This window comes from Saccharospirillaceae bacterium, from assembly GCA_022448365.1.
Lineage (GTDB): Bacteria > Pseudomonadota > Gammaproteobacteria > Pseudomonadales > Oceanobacteraceae > Bacterioplanoides.
On record JAKVCS010000004.1, the window covers coordinates 141,620 to 165,274 of the forward strand.

Consider the following 23,655-nt stretch of genomic DNA (forward strand, 5'->3'; position numbering starts at 1 on the left):
TGACAATACGGTGTTACTACTGACCTCGTCTTGTTGGCGCCTAGTGTACGACCAACGCTTTTGCAGTACGAAACAGCCATCATAAATTAATAACAGGAATTAAAATGTCTGAAGGCGCGAGTAAAATCCCAAAGTGGGTGTGGATTACCACGCCGACCCTAGCGGTCGCTTTTGTGGCATTTATCCTGTTCTTATCCACGCTTCCCACGGGTGATGAACTCAATGCTGTAAAAGGTGATGCTAAAAAAGCACTGCAGTTAGGCATTGAGCAGGCAAAGAAAAAAGCCGCTGAAGAGTTACCGAAACCGAGTTATGAATTCTACAAGCTGCTGGAAAATCAAACGGTAGAAGTACCGGAGGTGGAAGAATACAAATCGACCCCGAAAGATGCGGCGACGCAATATGAGTACCGCCTGCAAGCTGGCTCTTTCCGCTCAGAAGACGATGCTGAGCGCTTACGCGGTGACTTGATTTTGCAGGGGTTGGTGGCTTATCGGGAAGAAAAGGAAGTCGATGGCACTGTTTGGCACCGTATTCTGGTTGGGCCGTTTACCAATCGTTCCAAGCTGAATAAAGCGCAGGACATTCTGGTTTCTAATAATATCAGCCCACTGGTCCACAAGACTAAACTGGCTCAGTAAACAGCCATAACATTAAATAAGAAGCGCCTCTCACGAGGCGTTTTTATTTACAGCATTTCTTTAGGAATAGCGCCGTGAAGATAGTTGCTTGGTAAGTCTAAAGACTTCATTGATATACGCTCAAATAAAACAACTTGGCGACGCTCATTCAGTATTGTTCTGTAGTGATGCGTACCAATGAATTTGTATATTGCTCTGGTGTCATTGAATACTTGCCCTTCAATAGGAGATGGTCTTTGGTTAACTCTCTTGACTCCTATTGGGGGTAAGTTACAGCGACCGCATTCGAGAATTACCATGTCCGGCAGTACTTGCTGAACCTGATAAGGGTACTTCTGAGGGTATAACGACTCTTTGATTGGCTTTCTGGTTCCTGTGATCACAGTGCCTTCGATATCTGTTACATCTGCTTCTCCGACAAGCATGCGCATGAAAAAATTAAAGTTCATATATAGCCGCTGTTCGTTATCGAATTTAATGACAGATCTTTTCTTCAGAATTGAAATCAGGTTGTCTATGACAAGAGCGCGTTTGGTGTCGCCAGCGATCTTTTGTGGTTTTACTATTTCAGACTCAGGAATAGATACTTTTGATTTTTTTATGGCCGAAGTAATTGGGCTGTTTTTTTTAGATGTAAACTGATTTTTTTGTGATTTTGCTGCTTCTTTGCAGTGATCCAATAAATAACTCTGACTCTCATCCAAGTTGGTGATTTTTCCCATTCGCATCCGGCAATCAGATGTATTCGGTGGGCACTTGTACAAGTTTGAGTTTGGTCGTGAAGGATCGATCCAGCGAATATCCTCTTTCACGCCAACAGGCCTGCCGAGTCTAAATTCCGTATCAATGATCTGGCATTGTGAGGTGTCCGGAAGCTGATTCCGTCCAAGTGTGTATCCCTGTATGTCATCGGAGAACAGAATCATCTTATTGCTGCATGATGCAAGCAGCACCGTTGATATCAAAAGAAGCTTCTTCATATCCATATCGCTTTTTGTTAAGTATTTTATCATTTTAACTATTAAAGGAATCGTTTAATAGTCAAAATGATAAGACATAAGGTATTGGCGGCCAGCCTTATCGTGTTTCTCCTTATAACCAAGAGTTTTATTATCAGGTGTGACGCCTCTTAGGTATGATGCTCATTCACCAGCATCACATTTACCGATATGACGACATCTCTTCTCTGGCAGCCAGTACTGCAACAAACCTTCGGTTTTGACGGCCTTCGTCCCGGCCAGCAGCCAGTTGTTGAAGCACTATTGGCGGGTCGCAGCGCTGCGGCGATTTTTCCTACCGGTTCCGGTAAATCGCTGTGTTATCAGCTGCCCGCGTTAATGCTTCCGAATCTCACTTTAGTGGTGTCGCCACTGTTAGCTTTGATGCAGGATCAGGTGGCGTTTCTGAAGCGTAAGGGGGTTGCGGCCGCCAGTATTGATTCCAGCCAGAGCCGTGAGGAATCACAACAGATTCAGGCTGATGTGCGCAGTGGTAAAATTAAAATTCTGATGGTGTCCGTTGAGCGCCTGAAGAACGAGCGCTTCCGTCAGTTTATTGAACAGATTCCGATCTCTCTGCTGGTGGTCGACGAAGCCCATTGTATTTCCGAATGGGGCCATAACTTTCGTCCGGATTATCTAAAACTGCCGGATTACTGCGCTGACTTTAACATTCCGCAGGTGCTGTTATTAACTGCAACGGCCACTCAAGCAGTGATTGAGGATATGTGTGGTCGTTTTCAGATTCGGCCGCAGGATGTTGTCACCACTGGTTTTTACCGTTCAAATTTACGCTTGTTAGTGCAACCGACAGCGGAAACCGAACGCAAGCATAAATGCCTGCAATGGCTGCAGCATCTTCACAATAAACAGTCGCAAAAATCAGAGTCGTTTGGCGCCATTATTTATGTCACGCTGCAGCAAACGGCTCACGAAGTTGCTGATTTTCTTGCACCGAATTTACCGTTTGCCGTTAAGGCCTATCACGCAGGCTTAAGCAGTGAAGAACGAGAGCGGATTCAGCGCGAGTTTATGGCCGGAGACACCCCTTGTATTGTTGCTACCATTGCCTTCGGGATGGGCGTTGATAAAAGCAATATCCGTCAGGTTATGCATTATGACTTACCAAAATCCATCGAAAATTACAGCCAGGAAATTGGTCGCGCAGGGCGGGATGGTAAAGCGTCCGATTGTATCATGTTGGCCGACAGCTCTGGTTTTCAGGTGTTGGAGAATTTCGTTTACGGTGATACACCGGAGTTGACTGGTATTGAAATTGTACTGCAGCAGATCCGCAATAATCTCACCACACATTTTAATGATCAGCGCTGGGAAGTATTAATGACGCCGCTATCGGCGCTCAGTAATATCCGTTTACTGCCATTAAAAACGCTGTTGGTGAATCTGGAAATGCGCGGCATCTTAACCGCACAATTCAGTTATTTTGCTGAATACAAATACAAGCTGCATATCAGTGAAGCTGAGTTGCTGGCCAGGTTTGATCCACAACGCCAGCAGTTTTTGCAGCAGGTATTAAGCACCAGTCAAAAAGCACGCAGTTGGATTACGCTCGACACCGATGAGCTGGTAAAGCACAGTGGTGATGCCGATTCCCGCCGTCGAGCGATTGCGGCGCTTGAGTATTGTCAGGAGCAGGGCTGGCTGGAATTACAAAGCAAGCAAATGACCGATGTGTATCGTGTCGATGCGAGTAAACTGAATCAACCACAGCTGGCGCAACAGCTTGCCCATCACTTCGCTGAAAAAGAGCGCAGTGAAATTCAGCGGATTCAGGCAATGTTGCAGCTGCTGCAGCAGCCAAGCTGTCTCAGCCAGTCGCTGGCACAGTATTTTAACGATCAGATCTTTAATAGCGCTGCGGGACACCAGGGCTGTGGTCATTGTTCCGTGTGCATCGGTAAGCATCAGAGCTGGCCACCAGCAACAGCGTTGGCCGATTTATCTCAGTATCAGCCGCAGGCATTGTGTCAGCCGTTGCAGCAGGCGATACAGCAGCAGTTTGCTGTAGCGCCATCAGTGGATTTGTTAACCCGATATCTGACCGGTATCAGTGCGCCGTGGTTAACCAAAACGAAAGCCCGCCAAATGGGCAATATGGGGCTGCTGGAGCAGTACCCCTATGCACAGGTCAAAGACTGGTTAACTAAAACCCTGTAAGCTCAGGTAATCGGCCCGGTATTTAAGGAAAAAGACATGGCGGTTTTGCATAGCGAACATTCACTGATGATCACGACCCCGGAAGGGGAAAAGCAAATGGTCTATCAGCTATGGCAACCAATAGCGCAGCAACCCAAACGCGTGGTGATCTGCGTTCATGGGCTTACCCGCAACAGTCGGGACTTTGATTTTCTGGCCCGCGAGTTGGCGATTGATGCGCTTGTGATCTGTCCCGATGTATTGGGGCGCGGTGATAGTGATTACATGGATGATTCTGGTCACTATGGCTACCCGCTTTATCTGCAACAAATGACTCAGCTCCTGGGATTTATTCAGCAGGAATATGCACCACAACAATGCGATTGGGTTGGCACTTCCATGGGAGGGTTAATTGGAATGATGCTGTGTGCCACTCCTGCAGATCAGTTGCCACTCACTATCGACCGGCTGGTGTTAAACGATGTGGGGTATTTTATTCCGCACAAGGCACTGCTGCGCATCGCTATGTACGTTGGCAGAAAAAAAGCCTTCGATTCGCTGACTGAAGCTGAGCTGTATCTGCGTCATATTGCTAAAACGTTTGGCTTATTGTCGGATGAGCAATGGCAGCATTTGGCAAAACATGGCACCCAAGCGTCCGGTGACCAACTGACATTACGTTACGACACAGCAATTGCGACGGCCTTTAACAACGTAAACGGCGACATCGATTTATCACCCATTTGGTCTCAGGTTCAGCAAGCGGTGTTGTTAGTGCGAGGTCAGGAGTCAGATTTATTATTGGCACAGACTGCCATCAGTATGGCTGAACAGGACAACGTTACGCTGGTCGAGTTTGAAGGCGTTGGTCATGCTCCAATGTTTATGGACGCAGAGCAGATAAATACCGTTAAGCATTTTATTGCGTGATAGGTTGGTTTTTATAAGCGAATGATGTCGCTTTGCAATTTTGGCCTTCGGTTGTTCCTTTTTGGAAAGACACTATCTGTGAAGTGGTTCAAATAATTACAAACAGGAAACAAATTGCAGCAATAACTACAAGGAGCGCTGGCGTAGTCCGTCCTATCATAAAGTGTTCAACAGATTCTTCTGGACAGGGCAGTGAACAAATACCTGATAAATCGACGTAACGCCGTTGGTTCGCGTGAATTCGTTTTTTCCGACGTTGGCTACACCGAGGACGTACCCAGCGAAAGCGAAGTGTTGCATGTGCATATGTACGCTGCGCTGGCGGCCACGGTATTGGTCTTGTTGGTTTGGCTTATCTGACTGTATTGCTGGACAATTTTTAGGCATAAAAAAACCGCATTCAATGATGCGGTTTTTTTATGAAATAAGTGGTGCCCAGAGGCGGAATCGAACCACCGACACGGGGATTTTCAATCCCCTGCTCTACCGACTGAGCTATCTGGGCACTTCAGAGAAGCGTTGCTGCTTGCCTCTCAAGTGGCGCGTATTAAACCCTTTGTCTGACCAGCTGTCAACACTTGTTTTTACTTTATTTGTCTTTATTTTCAGGCACATAGCCTTCGGCCAGATCAAACTCCTGACCACTTAGGAACTTATCGCGTTGTTCGGTAATGTATTTACGCGCCTGCATGTCCATCATATTAAGGTGTTTTTCGTTAATGAGCCGGGTCTGATGCTCGGTCCATTCGTTCCACGCTTGCTTCGACGTGTTGTTAAATACTTCCTCACCTTTCGGACCCGGAAACGGGATGGTCTCCAGCCCCTCCAGTTCCTGTTGGTATTTTTGGCAGAATACGGTGCGACTCATAAGGGGTCCTCGTCAGATTTCACTCAGGTGCAGCAGTTTTTTAACCGGTGCAGCCAGGCCCAGTTCGCTGGGGTTAGCGGGATTGTACCAGTGGCTGCTGTGTTCACCTATTGGCTGTGGCGAGGTTGGTAATGAAAATTTCAGCGGCTGAATCTGAAGATGGTAATGGCTGAAGGTATGACGAAAGTTATCCAACCATTCAGCCTGTCCTTCACAGCCCAGGTGTTGCTTTAACCAGCTATGAGCCTCGGCTTCACTGCTGACTTCCGGAAAGCTCCACAAGCCACCCCAGATGCCGGATTGCGGCCGCTGTTGCAGATACAGTTCGCCGTCTGGTTTTTCGATCATTAGCAGAATGGTGTGCTTTTCCGGTTTTTCTTTTTTGGGTTTTGAATTGGGGAACTGAGTCGGTTTACCGGTCTTGTAGCCTTCGCATTGTGGCTGCAACGGGCAGATGCCGCAGGCTGGTTTACTGCGGGTACACAGGGTTGCTCCCAGATCCATCATGGTCTGTGTGTATTCACGGTGACTGTGAGCAGGGGTGAGCTGTTCTGCCACATCCCACAGCTGTTTTTGCACAGCGGTGGTTCCTGGCCAGCCCTCCACGGCGTAAAAACGGGTTAGTACCCGCTTGACGTTGCCATCCAGAATCGGAGCACGGATGCCCATGCTAATTGACGCAATGGCACCTGCGGTAGAGCGGCCGATACCGGGCAGCTCCGTCAGTTGCTCGACGGATTGTGGGAATTCGCCATTGTAATGTTGCACGACGCGCTGGGCGCAGGCGTGCAGATTACGGCCGCGGGCGTAGTAGCCCAGTCCGGTCCAAAGGTGCAGCACTTCGTCCTGTTCAGCCTTTGCCAGACTGAGGACATCCGGAAAGCGTTGCATAAATCGTTCAAAGTAGGGAATTACTGTGGCGACCTGGGTTTGTTGCAGCATAATCTCAGACACCCAGACCCGATATGGGTTGATGCTCTGCTGCCACGGCAGGTGTTTGCGGCCGTGTTTGTGGTACCAGGCAAGTACCACGTCGCTGAATTGGAACTGCTCACTCATCTGTTTTTTATCACTGCTTTTTATCCGCCGCAGTATACCTGAGTGTGGCGTTCGGACTAATAGCCGTAATGATCAGACTTCGGAGTGATTGGCTTGTCGCTGGCGTTCGTTTTCATGCAGGAACTGATGCAGCTGGCCGAGTGATAATGGCCTGCTGAACAGATAGCCCTGTCCCTCGTCGCAATTATTACGACGCAGGAAGTGCAGCTGCTCCTGTGTTTCTACACCCTCGGCAACCACTTCCAGACTGAGCTTGTGAGCCATTGCGATGACTGCTGCTGTGATTGCCATATCGTTCTGGTCTTCAGGAATATCCATAACAAAGGAGCGATCGACTTTTAGTACGTCGATTGGAAAACGCTTGATGTAGGCCAGCGATGAATAACCGGTGCCAAAGTCATCAATCGCAATTGATACGCCGGTTTTTTTGATTTCCTGCATGGTGTGGATGGCGCTTTCGACATCATCCATCAGTGTACTTTCGGTGATCTCAAGCTCCAGGCATTGAGCCGGAATCTGGCTTACTTCAATGACATTGCGGATCTGTTTCACCAGGTGTGGGTCTGCAAACTGCTTGGCTGACAGGTTTACGGCAACCTTAGCGGTTTCCGGTAATATACCGGTGCGTATCAGTGTACTGATCTGACGACAGCTCTGCTCCAGTACCCAACTTCCGATTGCCAGAATCTGACCGGTTTCCTCCGCGACCGGAATAAACCGGTCGGGGGTTACCATGCCTTTTTCCGGATGGACCCAGCGAATCAGAGTTTCGACGCCGGTTACGCTGTAATCAAACAGGCTGACTTTAGGCTGAAACATGAGTGTAAACTGGTCGCGCTGAATGGCGTCTTTCAGCTCTTTTTCCATGGCCAGGTGTTCAAGGATGGAATGGTTCATATCTTCAGAGAAGAACTGGAAGTTGTTGCGACCAAGTTCCTTGGCACGATACATCGCCAGGTCAGCGTTTTTCATCAGGGTATTTACGTTGCTGGAGTCCTCTGGCGTCATGGTTATGCCAATACTGACCGTAGTGACAATGTCCTGACCTTTGATGCGGATAGGCTTTGCCAGCGCGTGCAGCAGTTTTTCTGCAACAATGAGGACGTCTGCTGTCTGATGAACATCCGTGAGCAGAATCGTGAACTCGTCGCCACCAATGCGCGACACGGTATCATTTTCGCGAACGGTGGCGTTCAGCCGGGCGGCGACTTCTTTCAGGAGAATATCGCCGGCATCATGGCCTAAGGTATCGTTGATGCGCTTGAACTGATCCATATCGAGAAACATCAGTGCCATCGAGCTACCGGAGCGCATCACACTTTTTACTGCTTTCTCAAGGCGATTCTTGAACAGTCGGCGGTTGGCCAGTCCGGTAAGCGGGTCGTAAAAAGCCAGATTTTCCATCTGAATCTGCGCCGCTTTCAGCTCCGAGATATCGGAGATGGCTCCAAGGTATCCTAATAATCCGCCATTGCGGTCGTGCAGGGCGCCGGCCAACAGATGAATCCAGGTATGACCGCCTTCGCGGGTTGCAAGGCGAAGTTCCAGCGCAATACTTTCCTGATCACAGACCAGGCGATTCCAGGCTTGTTGCACCAATATAAGGTCTGCTGGATGCACCAGTTCGAACCACTCCTGCAGGGTGGGGTCATCTTTCAGCAGGCCATGAATGTCTCGCCAGCGTTGGTTGACGTACTGCAGTTTTTGATTGGTATCTACCTGAAAAATACCTACAGGTGACAAGGCGGTTAATTTCCGGAAGCGCTCCTCACTGGTTTTCAGTGAGCTGTTTTCTTCTTCGATCGTACCCAGCAGGCCATTAAACAGATCAACCAGGTCGCCCAGTTCATCGTTGTTTTCTTTTGCAGCACGAATGGAATAGTCCTTGTTGCTCATAATGCTCTGCAGCGTATTGCTGAGTTCCCGCATTGGCCGGACCACCACGTCTTGCAGCTGATTCGCCAGGAAGACCGCAAGCACGACCGCCACGGCAAGAATCAGTAAAGAAAAAACCAGAAACTGGTTGAAGCGCTGCAATAAGTCATCACGACTGTTTTCTATATAGAGAGTGCCTATATGTTGTTGGTCAAGCCGGATAATAAAGTACTGACTGAAGTTGTTATTTTTAGCGGCCTGTAACTGCGCCAGTATGGTCGGACAGCTGTTGATATCTGAATTACTGGTGTATTGCGCAGCCAGTTTTTGATATTCATCGTAGATACAGCCACGCACGACGTTACTGTCGGCTTTGAGTGTATCGAGATTGGTTTTCAGCAGGTCAAAATCGTTGAAGGTCAGTGCTGTTGTGGCGCGATTGGCAATCACCTCACCGAGAACGGATAACTTGTTCTGAGTATCCTGGCGGCTGAGGTAATATTCTAATGACATGTATGCCAGATTGGATAACAGCAGGGTCAGGCCGGTTGTTATCAATGAAATAATAACCAACTTGCGTCTGAGTGACTGTGTCTGAAGTGCCCGCATGTAACCTACAACTCATGTCCATGGTGTTATGCATTATGGGTGCTAATGCGCTCCCTGCACCTATTACCGAATGCGTTTCAACCCGTCTGCATTAATGAATGATTAGTTTAACGTTAGTTGAATATACTAAACAGGCAATGTCAGAGGTGAACTACTGAGCGATGAGTATCGGACAGGCTTCGATGTCTGGCAATCGTTGAGACAAAAAAAAGCAGCTTTGTTACAAAAGCTGCTAAATCCGTTTTATCAAACGGGGATTGGAGAGAAGATGGTTAGCGCTGCGCTTGCTGGATTTCAGACTGCTGCAGCTCTTTCAACAGCTCTGCGATAGAGACGTTCTGCAAGCGGTCACTCAGTTGTTGGCGGTAGGTTTTCACCATGCCCAGGCCTGCAACAATGGCATCATAGATCTGCCATTGTTGTGTTTTTTTATTGCGGTACAGGCGGAAATCGATGGGTACTGTGCTGCCGTTGTTCTGAATCAGATTACCTTTTACCAATGCACGGTCGCCACGGTTATTGAATTTCGCGTTTTCAAATGTGAACTGTTCGCCGTTAAAGGCTTTAAAGGCACCGGTGTAAGTGCGAATCTGTAGATCTCGGAAGCTGTCGATGAAAGCAGCTTGCTGCTCTTTGCTGGCACGACGCCAATGTTTGCCGAGTGCCCCTTTGGCAATCTTTTTCTGATCAATAGCCGGAACGATGTAGGTCATTACCAGACGACGAATCTGTTCGTCTGTACGATCTTCCTGATTCAGTTTCTTCAGCTCACTGATTACGCCCAGGGTTGCGGTTTCGACTACTTCGTTAGGTTGCGATGCATTCGCGCTGCCTGCTGTCAGAAATGCCAGAAAGATAAAAAACGAAACCACAGACTGTATAGCAATTTTCATAACAACGCTCTCCATCAGTAATTGTGTAACTGATGGAAAGTATGGTCGTGAATCTGGCTAATGATTAGACAGGAAATAGTTAATTGATTGTTCCAGAAATGGAACGTGTTAAGGAAGTGTTAACTAATTATGTTGCCAAATGTTGTCTTTTGGGGTGAACCCACGACGTTCAACCGGTGTTTGTAATTCCGTTGGAATGGATTGAATAATAAGGGTTTTTTCGTATTCGTCTGCCCACTTTAGGGTGTGGTGCAGCAGCTGATGCATTACTCCGCGACGCTGAGTTATCTGTCTTACTGCGGCCTGCTCAAGCTGAACGCTCTGTTCAGTTTCAGTGGCAATGATTAAACCGACGATTCTATCGTTAAACCGGCCCGCCAGAATCCAGCTGCCGTTGTTCAACCGTTCTGTCAGAGTCTCAATATTGTCTGTCAGGCCAGAATCAACCGTCTCCTGATGGATTTTGCCAATGTCTTGCCAGTCTGCATCGGTTGGTTGGTGAATGTGTTCTAAACGCACTGGCATAACGGTTACCTCTGATCTGATGACTTACCTAAAAGCAGGAGTTTTTTATCTGGCTGCTTTATAATGCGTTTTTAAAAATTTTGCGAGAGTTGAGTTCATGGCCACGACTGCAAGTTCTGGGCGCAGTGCGACCGTCGAGCGTAATACGCTGGAAACGAAAATCCGTGTCAGTATCAATCTGGATGGTACTGGCAAAGCCAAATTTGATACCGGTGTGCCTTTTCTGGAACACATGATGGATCAGATTGCCCGACATGGTTTGATTGATCTCGATATCTACTGCGATGGGGACACTCATATTGATGATCACCACACAGTCGAAGACATTGGTATTACGCTGGGTCAGGCGTTTGCTGAAGCCATCGGTGATAAGAAAGGCATCGTCCGTTATGGCCACTCATATGTGCCATTAGACGAAGCATTATCTCGTGTCGTGATCGACTTTTCTGGCCGCCCACACCTTGATATGAAGGTGAAATTTACCCGCGGAAATATCGGTCGCTTTGATACTCAGCTGTTCTGGGAGTTTTTCTACGGTTTTGTGAATCACTCTAAGGTCAGCCTGCACATTGATAATCTCAAGGGTTTTAATGCGCATCACCAGGCTGAAACGATTTTTAAAGCGTTCGGCCGCGCATTACGGATGGCGGTTGAGCAAGATCCTCGTATGGCAGGTGTTATGCCTTCGACCAAAGGAACGCTGTAACTGATGGCTGCGAGTAAAGTATGTGCCGTCATCGACTACGGCATGGGCAACCTGCACTCCGCCCATGGTGCGTTACAGAAAGTGGCTCCTGAGACTCAGGTATTGGTGACCTCGAAGCCGGAGGAAATTCTGGCTGCGGACCATGTTGTATTGCCGGGCGTTGGCGCCATTCGTGATTGTGTGGGTGAAATTAAAGCTCAGGGTATCGACCAGATTGTTGCTGAAGTGATGCAAAGCAAGCCACTGTTAGGCATTTGTGTTGGCTTGCAGGCGATGATGACCCACTCAGAAGAAAATGGCGGTGTTGATTGTCTGAATCTGTTTGAAGGTGAGGTGAGATATTTCGGTGATGATCTGACCGAAAACGATGAGCGCCTGAAAGTTCCCCACATGGGCTGGAATCAGGTTGAAACGCTTGATCATCCACTGTGGGCAGACATTGCTGACGGCAGCCGTTTTTACTTCGTACATTCTTATTATGTGGATGCAAAAAATAAAGATCAGGTTAAAGGCCGCGGTTTTTATGGTAAGTCGTTTGATGCCGCACTGGCTCAGGACAATGTCTTTGCCGTGCAATTTCACCCGGAAAAAAGTCATAAAAACGGACTGCAATTGCTGCAGAACTTTATAAACTGGGACGGGCAGGCGTAACAACAAATGGCATTAGCAAAGCGTATTATTCCATGTCTGGATGTTGATCAGGGTCGCGTTGTCAAAGGCGTAAACTTTGTTGGTATTCGTGATGCCGGAGATCCGGTTGAAGTTGCCAAACGTTACGATGAGCAAGGCGCTGACGAAATTACTTTTCTGGATATTACTGCGACCCATGAAGATCGCGGTACCACTGTGCAGATGGTTGAAGCCATTGCTGAGCACGTATTTATTCCACTAACGGTTGGCGGTGGCATTCGCGAAGTTGACGATATTCGCCGGATGTTGAATGCCGGAGCCGACAAAGTGTCGATCAACTCGGCTGCGGTTTATAACCCTGAATTTGTTCGCCAGGCGTCGGAAAAATTTGGTGCTCAGTGTATCGTTGTTGCGATTGACGCAAAGCGTGTTGCTGGTTCGGGCGAGTTGGGTGATTCAGAGAATAAATGGGAGATTTTTACCCATGGTGGTCGCAAGCCGACTGGCATCGATGCCGTCGAGTGGGCGATCAAAATGGCCGATTATGGCGCCGGTGAAATCTTGCTGACCAGTATGGATCGCGACGGTGTAAAAACCGGTTTTGACCTGGGTGTCACCCGTGCCATCAGTGATGCGGTGAATATACCGGTCATTGCGTCCGGAGGTGTTGGCAATCTGGAACATCTGGCCGACGGCGTTACGTTGGGTCATGCTGACGCGGTATTGGCGGCAAGTATCTTCCACTTTGGTGAATACACCGTGCAGGAAGCCAAGCAGCACATGGCGGATGCCGGAATTGAGATGCGCCTCGACTGAATCTGTTGCGGCATTTAAAGCCCCGTTTCAGCGGGGCTTTTTATTAGTAGGTTGGATAGGGATTATGGATAACTTGGCGTCCGGCTGTTTGATAACCACTTTGGTTTTGGCAGGGACTCTTTCCGTGCAGGCATTTGAGTCGGGCTTTAATGAATTTGAACCCGATGTCCCTCAGGTGCTGACGCCTGTGCGTTTGCAGCAGCCTCAGGTCGAGGTGCCTGCCAGCGTCACGGTAATTACCGCTGAACAAATTCGCCTTTGGGGCATGAAAGATATTGCTGCCGTGTTACGTATGGTGCCCGGCATGTTCGTATCGACAAGTCTGTATACCAACTCATCGAACGTTGTTTATCACTCCGGTGCCTCGTCACTTGCTCGCCGCTTAGAGGTGTTGGTAGATGGTCGCTCGGTGTATCAGGCTGCGTTTGCGACCGTTGATTGGCAGCGCCTTAACATTGCATTGGAAGATATCGAACGTATCGAAATTACTCGCGGTCCCAGTGCTGCCAGTTATGGACTCAATGCATTTCAGGGTGTCATTCATATTATCACCCGTCATCCTGCGGATAGTGCTGATGCGGCTGTTGTTGCCGCCTATGGTAGCCAGCAACGTCGTCATGGATACGCATCGTTGACACTGAACAGTGCGCAGCAGTGGTATAACCGAGTATCGGTATTTGCTGATCGTGAAGGCGAGTTTGGTGGATTTCACGCCGACTCAGGCAGAGTCGGCGGCTTACCGGATTTAAGCCAGGTGAAAGGAATTAACTGGTCGTCTGTGCTGAATGTGGATGATCGCCATGAATTCTCCTGGCAACTAAGCCGACAACAAATTCAGGGGGAGTCATTAGGCGATTCTAATTATCAGGTCAGCTCACCGCGCACGGTGAATACCAATGATGTTGCCTGGGGGCGTTGGGATTTCAGTGCTTCGGCAGATCATCAGCTGCGTTTGCAAGCGTATTGGCAGAATGATGAGCGAGAAGAAACGTTCCGTACCTGTTCGCCAACATTTGGTTTTGATCCTCAGCTGGGCGCCTTACATCGTGAAAATCGGGATCTGGCTGAAGGGCTCGCTTATGGCATTCTGCCGTTGCTGGATGACCAGGTTTCGACCACAAATAAACAGCAAATCGTCCAGGTTTATCAGTTACTCGCTGCGGGGCAGTTGACGCCAGAGACATTGCAGGGCGCGATAGAGGCGGCTGGTGGCAACAAAATCGCTACGGTTACGCAGAGTCAGTTCGATAGAGCGCAGCAGATGGTTGCGCGGTTGGTGGCCAGTAATGCGCTAACGGAAATCAGTTGTGGTAACGGTTGGGTGGATGTTGACCAGCAGCGTACCGATATCGAATTGCAGGACACGGTGCGCTGGAACGAACATTGGCGTTCGGTCCAGGGCATCAGTTATCGCCGCGATGAGGTCGACTCGGAAACCTATTTCGGACGGCGTCTGACTGCCGAGCAGTGGATGGCATTTATCAACAGTGAATATCGCAGTGGGCCTGCCTGGTTGTGGTCGGCATCGTTGCAATATACCCATGAGAAAGACCATGGCTCATCTTACTCGCCACGCTTGGCTCTGAATTACTTGTTATCGACCGAGCAAAGTGTGCGACTACAGTACGCCAAAAGTCACCGCTCTCCGGATCTGGCTGAACGTTATCTGGACGCGACTTCGGCAGTGGATAATATCTCGCAGCCCAATTATCTCGATATTACCAGCGGGCGATTATTTTTGCGTGCCAGTGCAGAAGGCTGGAGCGATAATTTAAAAAATGAGGAAGTTGATGCCTGGGAATTCGGGTATTTTGCCAACCTCAGTCGTTATCGTTTGCAGTGGGATATAAAGATCTTCCGCGAGCAACTGAAGCGTTTGCTCAGCAGCCAGGTATCGCTGGCCAATACCGACTTACGCAATTCCGGCAATGCTGTAAACAAGGGCATAGAGGCACAGTTGCATTGGCGACCGGTGAGTGGTCATGCGTTATGGCTGACCTTTCTTAATCAGCGGCGTAATGCCGACAATGAGAAAGAGTTGTACGTCGGTGCAGATCAAAGTGTGCGTTTTATCTGGAGCCACAATGGTGCTTTATCAGAGTCCAGTCTGGGTTTTATTCTGGATGAGGATTCCGATGCCCGAAAAGACCCGGAGTTTCGACTGCGTAATCAGATTTTATTAGCCCGTCTTGGGTGGAAGACTGGCTGGGGAGACTGGTCTGTGACTTCTGAATACGATCTGTTGTCAGAGAATCTGAGAACTGAACGTGACCCGAAATGGCTTGTCTGGGGAGAATATCGTTTCAATTGGTGACGATATTCTGCAGCCTAAGCTAATAAAAAAAAGCCGCGTCTTGCAAACAACAATACGCGGCTTTTTATTGGCTGAAAATCATCAGATGAATCAGTACAGAACGCGAGCGCGGATAGTACCTTCAACTGTTTTGATTTTTTCCAACGCCAGTTCTGATGCGTCCGCGGCCACATCAATAACAACGTAGCCCACGTCTTCAACAGTCTGCAGATACTGGCCTGAAATATTGATGTTGTTCTCAGCGAAGATGCTGTTAATCGCATTCATTACGCCAGGCACGTTTTTATGGATGTGCAGGATACGGTGAACGTCGCGGTTTGATGGCAGAGCCACCTCCGGGAAGTTCACAGAAGATGTTGTTGTACCGTTGTCGCTGTACTGAGCCAGCTTCTCACCCACTTCTTTGCCGATGTTTTCCTGAGCTTCCATGGTGGAGCCACCAACATGAGGTGTCAGGATAACATTATCAAACTCGCGCAATGGTGAAACGAACTCTTCATCGTTAGAGCGAGGTTCAACCGGGAATACGTCGATAGCGGCTCCCAGTAATTTTTTGCTGCGGACCGCATCGGCCAGAGCGTCGATATCAACCACGGTTCCGCGAGACGCATTCAGCAGGATAGAGCCTTGTTTCATTTGTTCGAACTGTTCCGGGCCTATCATCCACTTAGTGGCTTCGGTTTCAGGCACGTGCAGAGATACAACATCAGCAATGTTCAGCAGTTCGTTCAGGCTACCTACCTGGGTGGCGTTGCCGATTGGCAGTTTGGTGACAACGTCGTAGAAGTACACTTCCATACCCATGCTTTCTGCCATCACAGACAGCTGAGTACCAATGCTGCCGTAACCTACGATGCCCAGTTTTTTACCACGGATTTCGTAAGAGTTAACAGCAGACTTGCTCCAGCCGCCGCGGTGACACTCGGCATTCTTCGCTGGTACACCGCGCATCAGCATGATGATTTCAGCGATAGACAGTTCCGCAACGGAACGAGTATTGGAATATGGTGCGTTAAATACCGCGATACCACGTTTGGTCGCAGCTTTCAGGTCAACCTGATTGGTGCCAATACAGAAACAACCCACCGCAATCAGCTTCTCAGCAGCCGCAAAGATTTCCTCGGTCAGCTGGGTGCGGGAGCGAATACCGATGAAGTGTGCGTCTTTGATGCGCTCTTTCAGTTCATCGTCCGGCAGCGAGGTTTTCAGGTACTCGATGTTGGTGTAACCGGCAGCGTTCAGGGTATCTAACGCGGACTGGTGAACACCTTCTAACAAGAGAAGCTTGATCTTGCTTTTGTCGAGAGACGTTTGAGTCATGGTGGTACCTACTTACAGTCAGTAATAAACGAATTCAGTCGTTTGCCTGGTGTGGAAATTCGGATAACGACGTCACACCAGTGGTCGGAAGCAATCAGTTAAAATTGTCTAACTGGTCAGTTTTGCTTCAGGCTTCAAAGTGGAAATCACTCTGAAAAATAAGGCGCGTATGCTAGCATATGCTGCTCATAAAGTGAGCCTCAAAGTCGTTGCTGGCGGCGAAATAGTCGCGAAGATTCTTCAATTTGAGGTGAATTTGATTCATTTAGCCGGACGAAATCATGACCACTCTGACCCAGGAAGCCCTGATAGAACAATTATCTGCCATCGTTGGTGATGACAAAGTGCGTATCGACGCCGATTCGCTCGAGACCTTTGGTAAAGACTGGACCAAGATTTATCCGCCGAAACCGACTGCCATTGTGTTTCCGAAAACCACAGAGCAGGTTCAACAAGTTGTTAAGTTGGCCAATGAGCATCAGCTCGCGCTGGTTCCGTCTGGTGGTCGTACCGGTTTAAGTGCTGGTGCTGTTGCGGCTAACGGCGAGATAGTCGTGGCTTTCGACTATATGAATCAGATCAGTCACTTCAATGCGACCGACCGCACTGTGAAGTGCGGCGCGGGTGTGATCACCGAGCAATTACAAACCTTCGCCGAAGACAATGATCTGTTTTACCCGGTGGATTTTGCCTCCGCAGGTTCCAGTCAGATTGGCGGTAATATATCTACTAATGCCGGTGGTATTAAAGTTATTAAGTGGGGTATGACCCGCGATTGGGTGGCGGGCCTGACGGTTGTCACCGGTCAAGGTGACATCCTTGAGCTGAACAAAGATCTGATGAAGAACAACACCGGTTATGACATGCGTCAGCTGTTTATCGGTGGCGAAGGTACACTGGGTTTTGTAACCGAGGCGACCATGCGCCTGACCCGTCAGCCAAAGAATCTGACGGTATTGGTGTTGGGTATTCCTGAGCTGGATAACGTGATGAATGTGCTCAGTCAGTTCCAGTCAAGTATGGACCTGACGGCGTTCGAATTCTTCTCTGATAAAGCCATGCAGAAGGTGCTGGCGCGAGGTGATGTCCCGGCTCCTTTTGAGACCAGCACGGATTTTTATGCATTAATTGAATTCGAATCTCTGACGGATGCCGATTTGGATCAGGCAATGACCATGTTCGAACAATGCGTTGAGCAGGGGTGGGTGGTTGATGGTGTGATCAGTCAATCTGAAACTCAGGCAGCGAACTTGTGGCGCTTGCGTGAAGACATTTCAGAAACCATTGCTGAATGGACGCCTTATAAAAATGACATCTCGGTCGTGGTATCAAAAGTGCCTCCATTTCTGCGCGATATCGATGAAGTCGTTACCCGTGAATACCCAGACTTCGAGATTATCTGGTTTGGCCATATCGGTGACGGTAACCTGCACCTGAACATTCTGAAACCAGAAGGTCTGGCAAAAGAAGAGTTCTTCGAAAAATGCGCCAAGGTTTCCACTTGGGTGTTTGAAATTGTTGAAAAATATCAGGGGTCGGTATCCGCCGAACACGGTGTTGGTATGACCAAAAAGCCGTATCTGGAATACACTCGCTCTGCTGCGGAAATGGCGTACATGAGAGCGGTGAAGTTAGCATTTGACCCGAATAACGTTATGAACCCGGGCAAGTTACTTGATGTATAAAAAGTAACGCAACGTAAGGCCATTAATGAGAATTAGTGGCCTTTTTTTTGTCCTGAAATAAATACAATACGGACTCGGACGTCGCTAAATCAGGAAATTTCTTCTTCATGACAATCACAAAATTACTACAGGTTCTGGCAAAACACGGTGGTTCGGATTTATATCTGAGTACAGGCGCAGCCCCCAGTGCCAAGTTTCAGGGAACGCTGAAACCCCTGACTAAGGATGTGCTGAAGCCGGGCCAGGTTGAGAGCATGGTTTATGAGGTACTCGATGCCGAGCAACAGCAGGAATTTGAGCAAGAGCATGAATTAAACCTGGCAATTAGCATTCCGGGCGGTCGTTTCCGTCTCAATATCTTTCGCCAGCGACATGAAGTCTCTGTAGTAGCGCGTAACATTGTCGCTGAGATTCCTAGATTTGAAGATCTTGGCCTTCCGGACATTCTGAAAAAAGTGATCATGGCTAAGCGCGGTCTGGTTCTTTTTGTGGGCGGCACAGGGTCTGGTAAATCGACTTCGCTGGCGTCGCTGATTGATTATCGTAACAGCAACTCGGCTGGTCATATTATTACTATCGAGGATCCGGTTGAGTACGTTCACCCACATAAAAAATCGATTGTTAATCAGCGCGAGGTCGGAACCGATACCAAGTCATTTCATGCCGCGTTAAAAAACACGTTGCGCCAGGCCCCTGACGTGATTCTGATTGGCGAGATTCGCGATCGTGAAACGATGGAGCATGCACTGGCGTTTGCTGAGACCGGCCATCTGGCGATTTCAACCCTTCATGCCAATAGTGCGAATCAGGCGCTGGATCGGATTATGAACTTCTTTCCGGAAGAACGTCGTCCACAATTGCGCCAGGATCTGGGTTTGAACTTACAGGCAATTGTTTCTCAACGCTTGGTGCCAACCATCGACAATAAGCGTGTAGCTGCGGTTGAAGTATTGCTGGGCAATAAGACCATTGCTGAGATGATTCTTAAAGGTGATACCGCTGGTATAAAAGAGATCATGGCCAAGTCAGAAAATCTCGGAATGCAGACATTCGATGCGGCGTTATTCAAGTTGCAGCAGGCCGGTCGGATTTCAATGGACGAGGCATTACGTAATGCCGACTCGGAGAATAATCTGCGCCTGCGGATTAAGCTGGGTGGCGAGAATAAGACAAGCAATGATGCTGCGGGTATGGTGCTGGAACTGGAGAATGACAAAGAGGACGGTGAGGAGGAGCTACCGGAGTAACACGTCCTCAGCGCTGCGGGGCAACCGGATCAGAACATCTGTTCCGGTGTGATCTCTTCATCGTCTTCTGCACCAAACTCATCGACGGCCGGAGCTGCTTTGACCAATTGCTTCGGCACATTTTCTTCACGGAAATACTCAAACAAGGTGTTGTTTTGTCCTGGTGCGGCCAGCAGACCGGTCTCAGCATCAATTCTCACGCTAACCACCCCCTCCGGTTGATTGAAGGGTTGTTCGGGCACACCTTGTAAGGCGATCTTCATATAATCGACCCAGATTGGCAGAGCGGTGTTGCTGCCATAGGCCCAGCGGCCCATGGTTTTTGGTTGATCAAAGCCAACCCAGACGGTGGTGACCAGATCCGGACTGAAGCCTGAAAACCAGGCATCCTTCTGATCGTTGGTGGTGCCGGTTTTGCCAGCCAGGTCATTGCGCTTCAGCGCCAGTGCGCGCTTGCCGGTGCCACGACGCACTACGTCCTGAAGCATGCTGACCATCAGGTAGTGGGTTCTTGCATCCATTACTTCCGTGGCGAGATTCTCAGGCTGCTCATTTTGTGTGGTATCGACACCAAGATTCAGTCCCAGAGAAGCCTGCAGTTGGCGTTCCAGTTCCGATTCTTCAGACTCTTGTTGACTGGCTTCGCGTTTTTTTATTTCCAGGCATTCCCGGCAAGCGACGGCGGGATCGGCTTCAAACAACGTATTACCATTGTTATCTTCGATCCGGTTGATCAGATAAGGTTTGACTGCAAAGCCACCGTTGGCCAGCACGGCATAGCCTGTTGCCAGTTCCAGAGGTGTCACCGCTGATGCACCCAGTGCCAGCGACAAATCCTGGTTCAGTTTATTTGGAGGGAAACCGAATGGCGCGATGTAACGGACTGCCTTGCGCGGTCCGACCTGCTTCAGGATTCGGATCGACACCAGATTCTGTGACTTATAAAGTGCTTCACGCAATCGTGTCGGGCCGTAAAACTTCCCGCTGTGGTTTTGTGGCCGCCAGGTATTCTCGAGACTGGCATCCTCAAAAACGACAGGTGCATCATTAATGATGCTGGCTGGGGTAAAGCCATAGTTCAGCGCTGAGCTGTAAACAAACGGTTTGAACGCAGAGCCGGGTTGACGATCGGCCTGAATCGCACGGTTGAACGCATTGCTGCCTGCTGAGAAGCCTCCGACCAGTGCCTGAATGGCCCCATCTGTCGGACGCAGGGAAACTAATGATCCTTCTACCTCCGGTTGTTGTGCCAATCTCAAGCCAGAGCGACTGCGCTCGATCCAGATCTCCTGGCCTCGTTGTAACACGTCTTTGGCAGATTTGATGGGATTACCAATGGTATTAACGTCTTTATAGGCCTTCGCCCACTCTATTCCGGCGAATGGCAGGTATTGCTCACCATCAATCGTAAGGACCCAGGCATCTTTATCAGTAACGTCAGTGACAATCGCAGGAAAAATAATACCATTGCTGTTACGTTGTTTGAGCTGATGTTTCCATTGTTCGAGGGTTTCTGGCCAGTTAATATCCAGAGCGTTATCGGCCTGCTGTAGCCAATCAAAAAGCACCAGCTCTTCGGTATTTAACTGCAGCATTTGCACCGTGTGGACTTTGACCGTTTCCGGAAGCTGGCGCCAGCCATGATCTCGGTCGTACTTCAGTACGCCACGTTGTAATGAATCATTCGCTGCTTGCTGTCGGGTTGCGTTAATGGTGGTGGTTACCCGGTAGCCAGCAGTGTAAGCGCTGGAACCGTATTGTTTTACCATCTCCAGGCGAACCATCTCAGCAACATAAGGTGCACTGATTTCGCTTATCGGACCATGGTAGCTTGCAGTAATCGGTTCGCGTGCTGCCCAGTTGAACTGTTCCTGAGTAATTTTCCCCAGCGTTCTCATGCGGGCCAGTACATAGTTACGGCGGTCACGGGCACGATTTGGGTTGTTGATCGGGTTGGCAGCTGAGGGTGCCTGAGGTAAGCCGGCGACCATTGCAAGCTGAGGTAAGTTCAGCTCGTTAATCGATTTGCCATAGTACACTTGAGCCGCCGCCTCGATACCGTAAGCACGCTTGCCAAGGTAGATTTTATTGATATAAAGCTCAAGAATTTCTTCTTTGCTGAGTGCTTGTTCGATTTTCAGTGCCAGCAGGATCTCCGTGAATTTGCGGGTAAAGGTCTTTTCACTGCTGAGGTAGTAGTTTTTGGCAACCTGCATGGTAATGGTTGAACCACCCGATTTCTTCCGGCCGGTTTTGATCAGTTCGACAACCGCTCGCGCAAGACCTTTGAAGTCGACACCGATATGCTGAAAGTAAGCATCGTCTTCTGACGACAGTAGGGCATCAATAAACTGCTGCGGTACTTGATTGTAAGCAATTGGCGCGCGGCGCTTTTCACCGAATTCACTGATAAGAAGACCATCTTCGGAATAAACCCGCAGTGGCGTCTGCAGATCGATATCTTTTAACTGGTCAGCGTTGGGTAAGGTCGGAGCAAGGTAGAGATAGACCCCGAGAACGACGATGCCTGTACCGGAAATACCGGACATAATCAGCCAAAATAAAACTTTTAGTGCAGGGTGTGACGTACGCATAGAAAATGAAAGCCAAATCCGTGAAAAAGCCAGCTATTATGCGGGCTGGAGCATTATAAGGGTTTTTTGTTCTTTTAATAGGATTGTGCTTATAATGACCCCAACTCTATAGGATCTGAGTGAGCTTGCGTCTGCAAGTTCGCGAAATTGCGGGGATTTTGTCGTGCTGGCTAGCCTGTTTAATAAGAAAAGCAAGGCTTTGGTCGGGGTGGATATCAGTTCCACTTCAGTCAAAGTACTGGAGCTTAGTCGCAATAACGACCGATATCAGGTCGAAGCCTATGCGACTGAGCCATTACCCCCTAACGCCATTGTCGAGCAGGCAATCAGTAATGATGAAGCGGTTGGAGAAGCCATTCGCAAGGCGTTGGGTCGTTCCCGTTCATCAGCAAAGCGCGCTGCGTTAGCCGTTGCGGGCTCTGCAGTAATTACCAAAACTGTTCAGATGAGCGGCAAGCTTAACGATGATGAAATGGATATGCAGATACGCGCTGAAGCCGATCAGTATATTCCTTATCCTCTGGAAGAGGTTGCACTGGACTGGGAAATCCAGGGTGGGTCTGAACAGGGCCTGGAACTGGTCGACGTTATGTTAGCAGCCTGTCGTTCTGAAACCGTTGAGCGGCGTAAAGATGCTGTTGAGTACGCAAATCTTGAAGCGGGTGTGGTTGACGTTGAAGCATTCTGCACCGAGCGCGCGTTTGAATTGTTAAGCCCGCAGTTGGACAGCGATGATGTTGAAACGGTTGCTGTATTGGATATTGGTGCAACCATGACCACTCTCAGTGTGCTGCATGAAGGCAAGTCAATTTACACCCGCGAGCAGTTATTTGGTGGGCGCCAATTAACCGAAGATATTATGCGTCGTTATGGTCTGACTGAAGAGGAAGCAACCCGCTCTAAGTTAGAAGGCGGATTGCCGGATGACTACGAAAGTGAGGTGCTTGAGCCTTTCCGTAAAGCTGTAGTTCAACAGGTCAGCCGTTCTTTGCAATTTTTCTATTCTTCCAGTCAGTTTAATGACGTCGATTACATTGTTCTCGCTGGTGGCACTTCGTCTATTACGCAGCTTGCAGAGCATGTTGAGGAAGACCTCGGTATTGCCACTGCCATTGCCAACCCGTTTGTGAACATGACGCTGTCGCAAAAGGTAAATGCTAATTTGCTGGCGAACGATGCCCCGGCCCTGATGATTGCATGTGGTCTGGCAATGAGGAGTTTTGACTAATGGCAAAAATCAATTTACTGCCGTGGCGTGAGGAACTCCGGGTACAACGCAATCAGGAATTCTATGTTGCGATTGGTATCGTAGTTTTTATAGCGGCGGCTCTGACCTATCTGATCGCCAACCACTACGAGGGTGCACTGCAAGCACAGAATTATCGCAATAACTTTGTCACTCGCGAGACTCAGGTTCTTGATGAGAAGATTGCGGAAATTCGCGAGCTGCAAGATACACGCAAAGAACTCATTGACCGCATGGAGGTTATCCAGAAACTACAGGGTAACCGCCCGGTTATTGTCCGGGTATTTGATGATGTGGCGCGTTCGATGCCGGACGATCTATTCCTGACAACACTTACCATCGTTGGCGATCAGGTCACTATTGAAGGGATTGCAAAATCCAATAACCGGGTTGCTGCTTTGATGCGTAACTTTGATGGCTCAGAATGGTTCGATGAACCGGAATTGAAACGCGTCAAAGCTACCGATACGGGTGTTAATGAATTCGAAGTGGCGATGAAACGCATCGAGCCAAAGGCTGATGCAGATAAGGAGGCGCCATAA

Annotated in this window: 20 protein-coding genes and 1 tRNA gene; 12 read left to right on the forward strand and 9 right to left on the reverse strand. The window is 49.0% G+C overall.

Annotated elements, in window-relative coordinates; translation table 11 throughout:
• Positions 1–104: 104 nt before the first annotated feature.
• Positions 105–641: an SPOR domain-containing protein gene (locus MK185_11820; protein MCH2041312.1), complete on the forward strand. Its 537-nt coding sequence runs from the start codon at positions 105–107 to the stop codon at positions 639–641.
• A gap of 47 nt (positions 642–688) precedes the next feature.
• On the opposite strand, the gene MK185_11825 is transcribed toward MK185_11820, so the two are convergent.
• Complete coding sequence (locus MK185_11825; protein ID MCH2041313.1) at positions 689–1,621, reverse strand: hypothetical protein; 933 nt, start codon at positions 1,619–1,621, stop codon at positions 689–691.
• Between the two features lie 189 nt (positions 1,622–1,810).
• On the opposite strand from MK185_11825, the gene MK185_11830 reads away from it, so the two are divergent.
• From MK185_11830 to MK185_11840, 3 genes are all read left to right on the forward strand, one after another.
• A complete protein-coding gene (locus MK185_11830; protein ID MCH2041314.1) occupies positions 1,811–3,817 on the forward strand; it encodes an ATP-dependent DNA helicase in 2,007 nt (668 codons plus the stop codon).
• A gap of 36 nt (positions 3,818–3,853) precedes the next feature.
• Positions 3,854–4,726: an alpha/beta hydrolase gene (locus MK185_11835; protein MCH2041315.1), complete on the forward strand. Its 873-nt coding sequence runs from the start codon at positions 3,854–3,856 to the stop codon at positions 4,724–4,726.
• A 192-nt stretch (positions 4,727–4,918) separates the two neighbouring features.
• Positions 4,919–5,086 carry a hypothetical protein gene (locus MK185_11840; GenBank protein MCH2041316.1) on the forward strand — a complete coding sequence of 56 codons (168 nt, stop codon included), beginning with the start codon at positions 4,919–4,921 and terminating at the stop codon, positions 5,084–5,086.
• 69 nt (positions 5,087–5,155) lie between these two features.
• On the opposite strand, the gene MK185_11845 is transcribed toward MK185_11840, so the two are convergent.
• The 6 genes from MK185_11845 to MK185_11870 all read right to left on the reverse strand — a co-directional run bounded on the left by MK185_11845 (position 5,156) and on the right by MK185_11870 (position 10,555).
• Positions 5,156–5,231: transfer RNA gene (locus tag MK185_11845), tRNA-Phe, on the reverse strand.
• A gap of 84 nt (positions 5,232–5,315) precedes the next feature.
• Positions 5,316–5,594, reverse strand: coding sequence for an oxidative damage protection protein (locus MK185_11850; GenBank protein MCH2041317.1), 279 nt, complete (start codon positions 5,592–5,594; stop codon positions 5,316–5,318).
• A 12-nt stretch (positions 5,595–5,606) separates the two neighbouring features.
• Positions 5,607–6,653, reverse strand: coding sequence for an A/G-specific adenine glycosylase (gene mutY, locus MK185_11855; protein ID MCH2041318.1), 1,047 nt, complete (start codon positions 6,651–6,653; stop codon positions 5,607–5,609).
• A 72-nt stretch (positions 6,654–6,725) separates the two neighbouring features.
• Positions 6,726–9,137: an EAL domain-containing protein gene (locus MK185_11860; GenBank protein MCH2041319.1), complete on the reverse strand. Its 2,412-nt coding sequence runs from the start codon at positions 9,135–9,137 to the stop codon at positions 6,726–6,728.
• A gap of 272 nt (positions 9,138–9,409) precedes the next feature.
• A complete protein-coding gene (locus MK185_11865; GenBank protein MCH2041320.1) occupies positions 9,410–10,030 on the reverse strand; it encodes an ABC transporter substrate-binding protein in 621 nt (206 codons plus the stop codon).
• Positions 10,031–10,153: 123 nt separating this feature from the next.
• Complete coding sequence (locus MK185_11870) at positions 10,154–10,555, reverse strand: PanM family protein (GenBank protein MCH2041321.1); 402 nt, start codon at positions 10,553–10,555, stop codon at positions 10,154–10,156.
• Between the two features lie 97 nt (positions 10,556–10,652).
• Between MK185_11870 and hisB the strand changes: the two genes are divergently transcribed.
• From hisB to MK185_11890, 4 genes are all read left to right on the forward strand, one after another.
• A complete protein-coding gene (hisB, locus tag MK185_11875) occupies positions 10,653–11,261 on the forward strand; it encodes an imidazoleglycerol-phosphate dehydratase HisB (GenBank protein MCH2041322.1) in 609 nt (202 codons plus the stop codon).
• Positions 11,262–11,264: 3 nt separating this feature from the next.
• Entirely contained in the window at positions 11,265–11,912 is a 648-nt protein-coding gene (hisH, locus tag MK185_11880; GenBank protein ID MCH2041323.1) for an imidazole glycerol phosphate synthase subunit HisH, read from the forward strand.
• Between the two features lie 6 nt (positions 11,913–11,918).
• The gene (gene hisF, locus MK185_11885; protein ID MCH2041324.1) at positions 11,919–12,707 is read left to right on the forward strand and encodes an imidazole glycerol phosphate synthase subunit HisF; all 789 of its coding nucleotides are present in this window, start codon (positions 11,919–11,921) and stop codon (positions 12,705–12,707) included.
• 64 nt (positions 12,708–12,771) lie between these two features.
• Positions 12,772–15,021: a TonB-dependent receptor gene (locus MK185_11890; GenBank protein MCH2041325.1), complete on the forward strand. Its 2,250-nt coding sequence runs from the start codon at positions 12,772–12,774 to the stop codon at positions 15,019–15,021.
• 90 nt (positions 15,022–15,111) lie between these two features.
• Here MK185_11890 and serA read toward each other — a convergent pair whose 3' ends face one another.
• The gene (serA, locus tag MK185_11895) at positions 15,112–16,341 is read right to left on the reverse strand and encodes a phosphoglycerate dehydrogenase (protein MCH2041326.1); all 1,230 of its coding nucleotides are present in this window, start codon (positions 16,339–16,341) and stop codon (positions 15,112–15,114) included.
• 281 nt (positions 16,342–16,622) lie between these two features.
• Between serA and MK185_11900 the strand changes: the two genes are divergently transcribed.
• Together MK185_11900 and MK185_11905 are read left to right on the forward strand one after the other, a co-directional pair.
• Entirely contained in the window at positions 16,623–18,026 is a 1,404-nt protein-coding gene (locus MK185_11900; protein ID MCH2041327.1) for an FAD-binding oxidoreductase, read from the forward strand.
• A 107-nt stretch (positions 18,027–18,133) separates the two neighbouring features.
• On the forward strand, positions 18,134–19,273 hold the full coding sequence (locus MK185_11905; protein ID MCH2041328.1) for a PilT/PilU family type 4a pilus ATPase: 1,140 nt from the start codon (positions 18,134–18,136) through the stop codon (positions 19,271–19,273).
• Positions 19,274–19,302: 29 nt separating this feature from the next.
• On the opposite strand, the gene MK185_11910 is transcribed toward MK185_11905, so the two are convergent.
• Complete coding sequence (locus MK185_11910) at positions 19,303–21,867, reverse strand: penicillin-binding protein 1A (protein ID MCH2041329.1); 2,565 nt, start codon at positions 21,865–21,867, stop codon at positions 19,303–19,305.
• A 166-nt stretch (positions 21,868–22,033) separates the two neighbouring features.
• On the opposite strand from MK185_11910, the gene MK185_11915 reads away from it, so the two are divergent.
• Both MK185_11915 and MK185_11920 read left to right on the forward strand, forming a co-directional pair.
• Positions 22,034–23,095 carry a pilus assembly protein PilM gene (locus MK185_11915; protein MCH2041330.1) on the forward strand — a complete coding sequence of 354 codons (1,062 nt, stop codon included), beginning with the start codon at positions 22,034–22,036 and terminating at the stop codon, positions 23,093–23,095.
• The gene (locus MK185_11920; GenBank protein ID MCH2041331.1) at positions 23,095–23,655 is read left to right on the forward strand and encodes a PilN domain-containing protein; all 561 of its coding nucleotides are present in this window, start codon (positions 23,095–23,097) and stop codon (positions 23,653–23,655) included. Before MK185_11915 ends, MK185_11920 begins: the two co-directional genes overlap by 1 nt.

Bases quoted from the DNA above. Each gene is read 5' to 3' on its own strand.
- hisB (MCH2041322.1), top strand. From the start codon at position 10,653: ATGGCCACGACTGCAAGTTCTGGGCGCAGTGCGACCGTCGAGCGTAAT.
- MK185_11860 (MCH2041319.1), bottom strand. From the start codon at position 9,137: ATGCGGGCACTTCAGACACAGTCACTCAGACGCAAGTTGGTTATTATT.
- MK185_11910 (MCH2041329.1), bottom strand. From the start codon at position 21,867: ATGCGTACGTCACACCCTGCACTAAAAGTTTTATTTTGGCTGATTATG.
- hisF (MCH2041324.1), top strand. From the start codon at position 11,919: ATGGCATTAGCAAAGCGTATTATTCCATGTCTGGATGTTGATCAGGGT.
- MK185_11920 (MCH2041331.1), top strand. From the start codon at position 23,095: ATGGCAAAAATCAATTTACTGCCGTGGCGTGAGGAACTCCGGGTACAA.
- MK185_11890 (MCH2041325.1), top strand. From the start codon at position 12,772: ATGGATAACTTGGCGTCCGGCTGTTTGATAACCACTTTGGTTTTGGCA.
- MK185_11830 (MCH2041314.1), top strand. From the start codon at position 1,811: ATGACGACATCTCTTCTCTGGCAGCCAGTACTGCAACAAACCTTCGGT.
- MK185_11865 (MCH2041320.1), bottom strand. From the start codon at position 10,030: ATGAAAATTGCTATACAGTCTGTGGTTTCGTTTTTTATCTTTCTGGCA.
- MK185_11870 (MCH2041321.1), bottom strand. From the start codon at position 10,555: ATGCCAGTGCGTTTAGAACACATTCACCAACCAACCGATGCAGACTGG.
- serA (MCH2041326.1), bottom strand. From the start codon at position 16,341: ATGACTCAAACGTCTCTCGACAAAAGCAAGATCAAGCTTCTCTTGTTA.
- MK185_11900 (MCH2041327.1), top strand. From the start codon at position 16,623: ATGACCACTCTGACCCAGGAAGCCCTGATAGAACAATTATCTGCCATC.
- MK185_11825 (MCH2041313.1), bottom strand. From the start codon at position 1,621: ATGAAGAAGCTTCTTTTGATATCAACGGTGCTGCTTGCATCATGCAGC.
- MK185_11905 (MCH2041328.1), top strand. From the start codon at position 18,134: ATGACAATCACAAAATTACTACAGGTTCTGGCAAAACACGGTGGTTCG.
- MK185_11850 (MCH2041317.1), bottom strand. From the start codon at position 5,594: ATGAGTCGCACCGTATTCTGCCAAAAATACCAACAGGAACTGGAGGGG.
- MK185_11835 (MCH2041315.1), top strand. From the start codon at position 3,854: ATGGCGGTTTTGCATAGCGAACATTCACTGATGATCACGACCCCGGAA.
- MK185_11820 (MCH2041312.1), top strand. From the start codon at position 105: ATGTCTGAAGGCGCGAGTAAAATCCCAAAGTGGGTGTGGATTACCACG.
- mutY (MCH2041318.1), bottom strand. From the start codon at position 6,653: ATGAGTGAGCAGTTCCAATTCAGCGACGTGGTACTTGCCTGGTACCAC.
- hisH (MCH2041323.1), top strand. From the start codon at position 11,265: ATGGCTGCGAGTAAAGTATGTGCCGTCATCGACTACGGCATGGGCAAC.